Annotated in this window: 3 protein-coding genes; 2 read left to right on the top strand and 1 reads right to left on the bottom strand. The window is 49.6% G+C overall.

The genetic code is table 11. The features are described from left to right. Positions 1 to 28: 28 nt before the first annotated feature. Entirely contained in the window at positions 29 to 3034 is a 3006-nt protein-coding gene (locus tag HSP_RS0106625; RefSeq protein WP_001143760.1) for a Tn3-like element Tn3 family transposase, read from the bottom strand. 163 nt (positions 3035 to 3197) lie between these two features. Between HSP_RS0106625 and HSP_RS0106620 the strand changes: the two genes are divergently transcribed. Both HSP_RS0106620 and HSP_RS0106615 read left to right on the top strand, forming a co-directional pair. Continuing rightward, positions 3198 to 3755 (top strand): recombinase family protein, encoded by a 558-nt coding sequence (locus HSP_RS0106620; RefSeq protein ID WP_001235713.1) that lies wholly within the window; start codon positions 3198 to 3200, stop codon positions 3753 to 3755. 182 nt (positions 3756 to 3937) lie between these two features. Next, a complete protein-coding gene (locus HSP_RS0106615; RefSeq protein ID WP_000027057.1) occupies positions 3938 to 4798 on the top strand; it encodes a broad-spectrum class A beta-lactamase TEM-1 in 861 nt (286 codons plus the stop codon). Positions 4799 to 4947: the final 149 nt, after the last annotated feature.

Genomic DNA, 4947 nt, shown 5'->3' with positions numbered 1-4947 from the left:
CTGACGCTCAGTGGAACGAAAACTCACGTTAAGCAACGTTTTCTGCCTCTGACGCCTCTTTTAATGGTCTCAGATGTCCTTTGGTCACCAGTTCTGCCAGCGTGAAGGAATAATGGCCGAGCATATTGATATGTCCGTGGCAAAGCGGGGAGAGGCGTGCGATATCTTCATCATTCAGTGTTTCACCCTGCGCCCGGAGATGATCCAGGGCTGCCTGCATATAAATAGTGTTCCATAACACGACGGCGTTAGTGACCAGCCCCAGTGTGCCCAGTTGATCTTCCTGACCGTCGGTATATCGTTTTCTTATCTCACCTTTTTGACCGTGACAGATGGCTCTGGCAACGGCATGGCGACTTTCTCCCCGATTAAGCTGGGTCAGAATGCGCCGGCGGTAATCTTCATCATCAATATAATTAAGCAGATACAGCGTTTTGTTGATGCGCCCCACTTCAATGATTGCCTGAGTCAGTCCGGAAGGACGTTCACTTTTCAGCAATGAACGGACCAGCACTGAAACCTGTACTTTGCCCAGCTTCAGGGAGCCAGCGGTCCGGATCATTTCGTCCCACTGAAGGACTATTTTTCGGGGATCTGATTGCCCTCTGGCAATATCATTCAGCACGCCATAGTCGGCATCATGGTCCATTCGCCAGAAAACCGAAGCACCGGCATCAGCCAGGCGTGGAGAAAACTGGTATCCCAGCAGCCAGAAAAGGCCAAAGACAAGTTCGCTGGCACCTGCTGTATCGGTCATAATTTCGGTTGGATTCAGCCCGGTCTCCTGTTCCAGAAGACCTTCCAGCACAAAGATAGAGTCCCTCAGCGTCCCCGGTATAACGATGCCATGAAAGCCGGAATACTGATCGGACACAAAGTTGTACCAGGTGATCCCTCTGTTATTACCAAAGTATTTGCGGTTCGGTCCGGCATTGATTGTTCTGACTGGCGTAACAAAGCGCATTCCATCTGCAGATGCCACTTCTCCTCCACCCCATATCTGTGCCAGTGGCAGCGTTGCCTGAAAATCAACCAGTCTGGCATTAGCGCTGGTGATAGTTTCAGCCCGCAGATAGTTCGCTTTTGTCCAGTTCAGCCGGTGTCGGGTCAGTGCAGGAACATTTGATCTGATCAGTGGTTCCAGACCGATATTGCAGGCTTCAGCCATCAGCACGGCGCTGATGCTGACGGGCAGATCATCAACTCTGGCACTGGCTTCACTAGCATGGAAAAACTCATCAGCAAATCCGGTATGGGCGTTAATTTCGAGCAGCAACTCCGTTAAATCCACCGGAGGGAGTAGATCACTGATCATTTTGCTCAGTCGTTTCAGACTGTCCGGCTCATCAAGACTGGCGAGGGGAGAAATTGTCAACCGGGGCTTCGGGCCAGAAACATCGAGTTCGACAGCCTCATTTTCGCAAAGACGTGCAGCAACCTGTCTGTAACGACTATCAAGCTGATGACCCAGAGATTTTATTGCTTCCTGCGGGTCTGTCGGGTGCCCCAAAGAACGATAAACCTTAATCCGGTTTGCCTGCCAGTCAGCACCCTGTAGTAATCTTGCACGAGGATCTCCCCACCGGTTACTGCCGGTAACGTAGACATCCCTCCGCCTCAGACTATCCTGCAGTTTACTGAGAAAGCAGAGCGTGTATCCCCTGCGGGTGATATGTTTTTCCTTGTTAATCACCAGCCGTTTCCATGACCGACTGATAATTTCCGTTGGTGCGTCGTCAAAAAACTGCCGCCGTGAGCTGAACTCCCGGCTGAGGTAGTCACAGGCATTCAGAGTGGTAACCCCGGCAGGTGCGGATGAAAATTTAACGGTATTCAGCAGATGGGGCAGGAAACGACGAACGCGCCCGTACTGCTCCACCATTTCTTCATGAAAATTATCGTCTGAGGGCCGGGCAATTTCACGGACAAGCGTGATGATTTCAGCCAGCTTTTGCCTTGGGATGTAGCTGAACACCTCAGCACGAATCGATTCGTCCGGTGTTTCTTCTTTCAGCAGGTACGAACATGCGCTGGCGAGCGCCAATGCAGATTTATCCAGATCCTTCAGCGAGCGGAGCCGTTTTTTCTGCCCAATCTTTCTGGCGTCACGGATGATAACGGCCAGCATGGCGTCCAGAACGTCCAATGCATCATCCAGCGCCAGCGTTTCCCATGCAAGGACAAAGGCAACCAGAACCGCCATCCTTTTCTGCGGTGACATCCTGGCAATATTGAACACCGAAGTCATACCAGCATAACGTGCGAGATTTTTCAGGCGCACAGCCGGGAGTGTACTCAGGTTTTCAGCATGCAGGCCAAAATCGTTCAGAGTTTTCCAGCGTTCAATTGCTTCATTAAACGCCGGACCACTGATGGTCACAGGGCCCTTTTTCAGTGATTCCAGTAAAGACAGGCGGCTGCAATCAGTTGGCCCCAGCAGCATCTCCAGCTGTGAACGCTGTTCGGCTGACGGTATCAGTGCCAGTTTGTTCCACAGGCGCAACGTCGCCTTTTCCCTTACCTCTGAAATCAACCGGGTCAGCGTAGTGGCTCCGGGGAGAATAATACGATGTTGCATAAGCCACCCTGTCGCCAGATCGAAAAGCAGGCCAGGACGTTCGTTGCTTATCCAGCTCCGGGTATATAAAAGACGGGTAAGGCGAAATGTCCAGGGCCAGGCAAATTCACGATACTGATAGTGCTGACGTATCAGCGCTGCATGCTCACGGCGGGTATTTTCCCTCTGACCGTATTCTGCAAGAACGGTGATATCACGAATCCCGAGCTGTCTGGCGGTAAAATGCCGGACGCCGGAAGGAATATGATTCATATCGGTGAGGAAGGTGCCCAGAAAACGGACACATCCAATTTGCAGGGCAATGCCCAGACGGTTGTGATCACCTCTGCTTTTTCCGATAAATTCCTTGTCTGCTTCATCAAGGTGAAAATATCGTGCCAGCTGAAGCTCATCCGGTTCACCGGTGAATCTGCCATAGCTTTCAGTCTGCTCAGTGGTCAGAAAGTCAACGGGCATATCGGCCTCCCTGCCTGACGGGCATTTAGTAACATTTTTCCAACCGTACGAAATGTTATAAATTATCGGACATCGTAAAACTGTTACATTAATATGTCTATTAAATCGTAAATTTGTAATAATAGACATGAGTTGTCCGATATTCGATTTAAGGTACATTTTTATGCGACTTTTTGGTTACGCTCGGGTCTCAACCAGTCAGCAGTCTCTTGATCTTCAGGTCAGAGCACTCAAAGACGCAGGTGTGAAAGCAAACCGTATATTTACCGATAAGGCATCCGGCAGTTCAACAGACCGGGAAGGGCTGGATTTGCTGAGGATGAAGGTGGAGGAAGGTGATGTCATTCTGGTTAAGAAGCTCGACCGTCTTGGCCGCGACACTGCCGATATGATCCAACTGATAAAGGAATTTGACGCTCAGGGCGTGGCAGTCCGGTTCATTGATGACGGGATCAGTACCGACGGTGATATGGGGCAAATGGTGGTCACCATCCTGTCGGCTGTGGCACAGGCTGAACGCCGGAGGATCCTAGAACGCACGAATGAGGGCCGACAGGAAGCAAAGCTGAAAGGAATCAAATTTGGCCGCAGGCGTACCGTGGACAGGAACGTCGTGCTGACGCTTCATCAGAAGGGCACTGGTGCAACGGAAATTGCTCATCAGCTCAGTATTGCCCGCTCCACGGTTTATAAAATTCTTGAAGACGAAAGGGCCTCGTGATACGCCTATTTTTATAGGTTAATGTCATGATAATAATGGTTTCTTAGACGTCAGGTGGCACTTTTCGGGGAAATGTGCGCGGAACCCCTATTTGTTTATTTTTCTAAATACATTCAAATATGTATCCGCTCATGAGACAATAACCCTGGTAAATGCTTCAATAATATTGAAAAAGGAAGAGTATGAGTATTCAACATTTTCGTGTCGCCCTTATTCCCTTTTTTGCGGCATTTTGCCTTCCTGTTTTTGCTCACCCAGAAACGCTGGTGAAAGTAAAAGATGCTGAAGATCAGTTGGGTGCACGAGTGGGTTACATCGAACTGGATCTCAACAGCGGTAAGATCCTTGAGAGTTTTCGCCCCGAAGAACGTTTTCCAATGATGAGCACTTTTAAAGTTCTGCTATGTGGTGCGGTATTATCCCGTGTTGACGCCGGGCAAGAGCAACTCGGTCGCCGCATACACTATTCTCAGAATGACTTGGTTGAGTACTCACCAGTCACAGAAAAGCATCTTACGGATGGCATGACAGTAAGAGAATTATGCAGTGCTGCCATAACCATGAGTGATAACACTGCTGCCAACTTACTTCTGACAACGATCGGAGGACCGAAGGAGCTAACCGCTTTTTTGCACAACATGGGGGATCATGTAACTCGCCTTGATCGTTGGGAACCGGAGCTGAATGAAGCCATACCAAACGACGAGCGTGACACCACGATGCCTGCAGCAATGGCAACAACGTTGCGCAAACTATTAACTGGCGAACTACTTACTCTAGCTTCCCGGCAACAATTAATAGACTGGATGGAGGCGGATAAAGTTGCAGGACCACTTCTGCGCTCGGCCCTTCCGGCTGGCTGGTTTATTGCTGATAAATCTGGAGCCGGTGAGCGTGGGTCTCGCGGTATCATTGCAGCACTGGGGCCAGATGGTAAGCCCTCCCGTATCGTAGTTATCTACACGACGGGGAGTCAGGCAACTATGGATGAACGAAATAGACAGATCGCTGAGATAGGTGCCTCACTGATTAAGCATTGGTAACTGTCAGACCAAGTTTACTCATATATACTTTAGATTGATTTAAAACTTCATTTTTAATTTAAAAGGATCTAGGTGAAGATCCTTTTTGATAATCTCATGACCAAAATCCCTTAACGTGAGTTTTCGTTCCACTGAGCGTCAGACCCCCA

This window comes from Haemophilus sputorum CCUG 13788 (assembly GCF_000238795.1).
GTDB classification, from domain to species: Bacteria; Pseudomonadota; Gammaproteobacteria; order Enterobacterales; family Pasteurellaceae; genus Haemophilus_A; species Haemophilus_A sputorum.
This window is presented reverse-complemented; position numbering and strand designations above follow the sequence as displayed.

Bases quoted from the DNA above. Each gene is read 5' to 3' on its own strand.
- HSP_RS0106620 (WP_001235713.1), top strand. From the start codon at position 3,198: ATGCGACTTTTTGGTTACGCTCGGGTCTCAACCAGTCAGCAGTCTCTT.
- HSP_RS0106615 (WP_000027057.1), top strand. From the start codon at position 3,938: ATGAGTATTCAACATTTTCGTGTCGCCCTTATTCCCTTTTTTGCGGCA.
- HSP_RS0106625 (WP_001143760.1), bottom strand. From the start codon at position 3,034: ATGCCCGTTGACTTTCTGACCACTGAGCAGACTGAAAGCTATGGCAGA.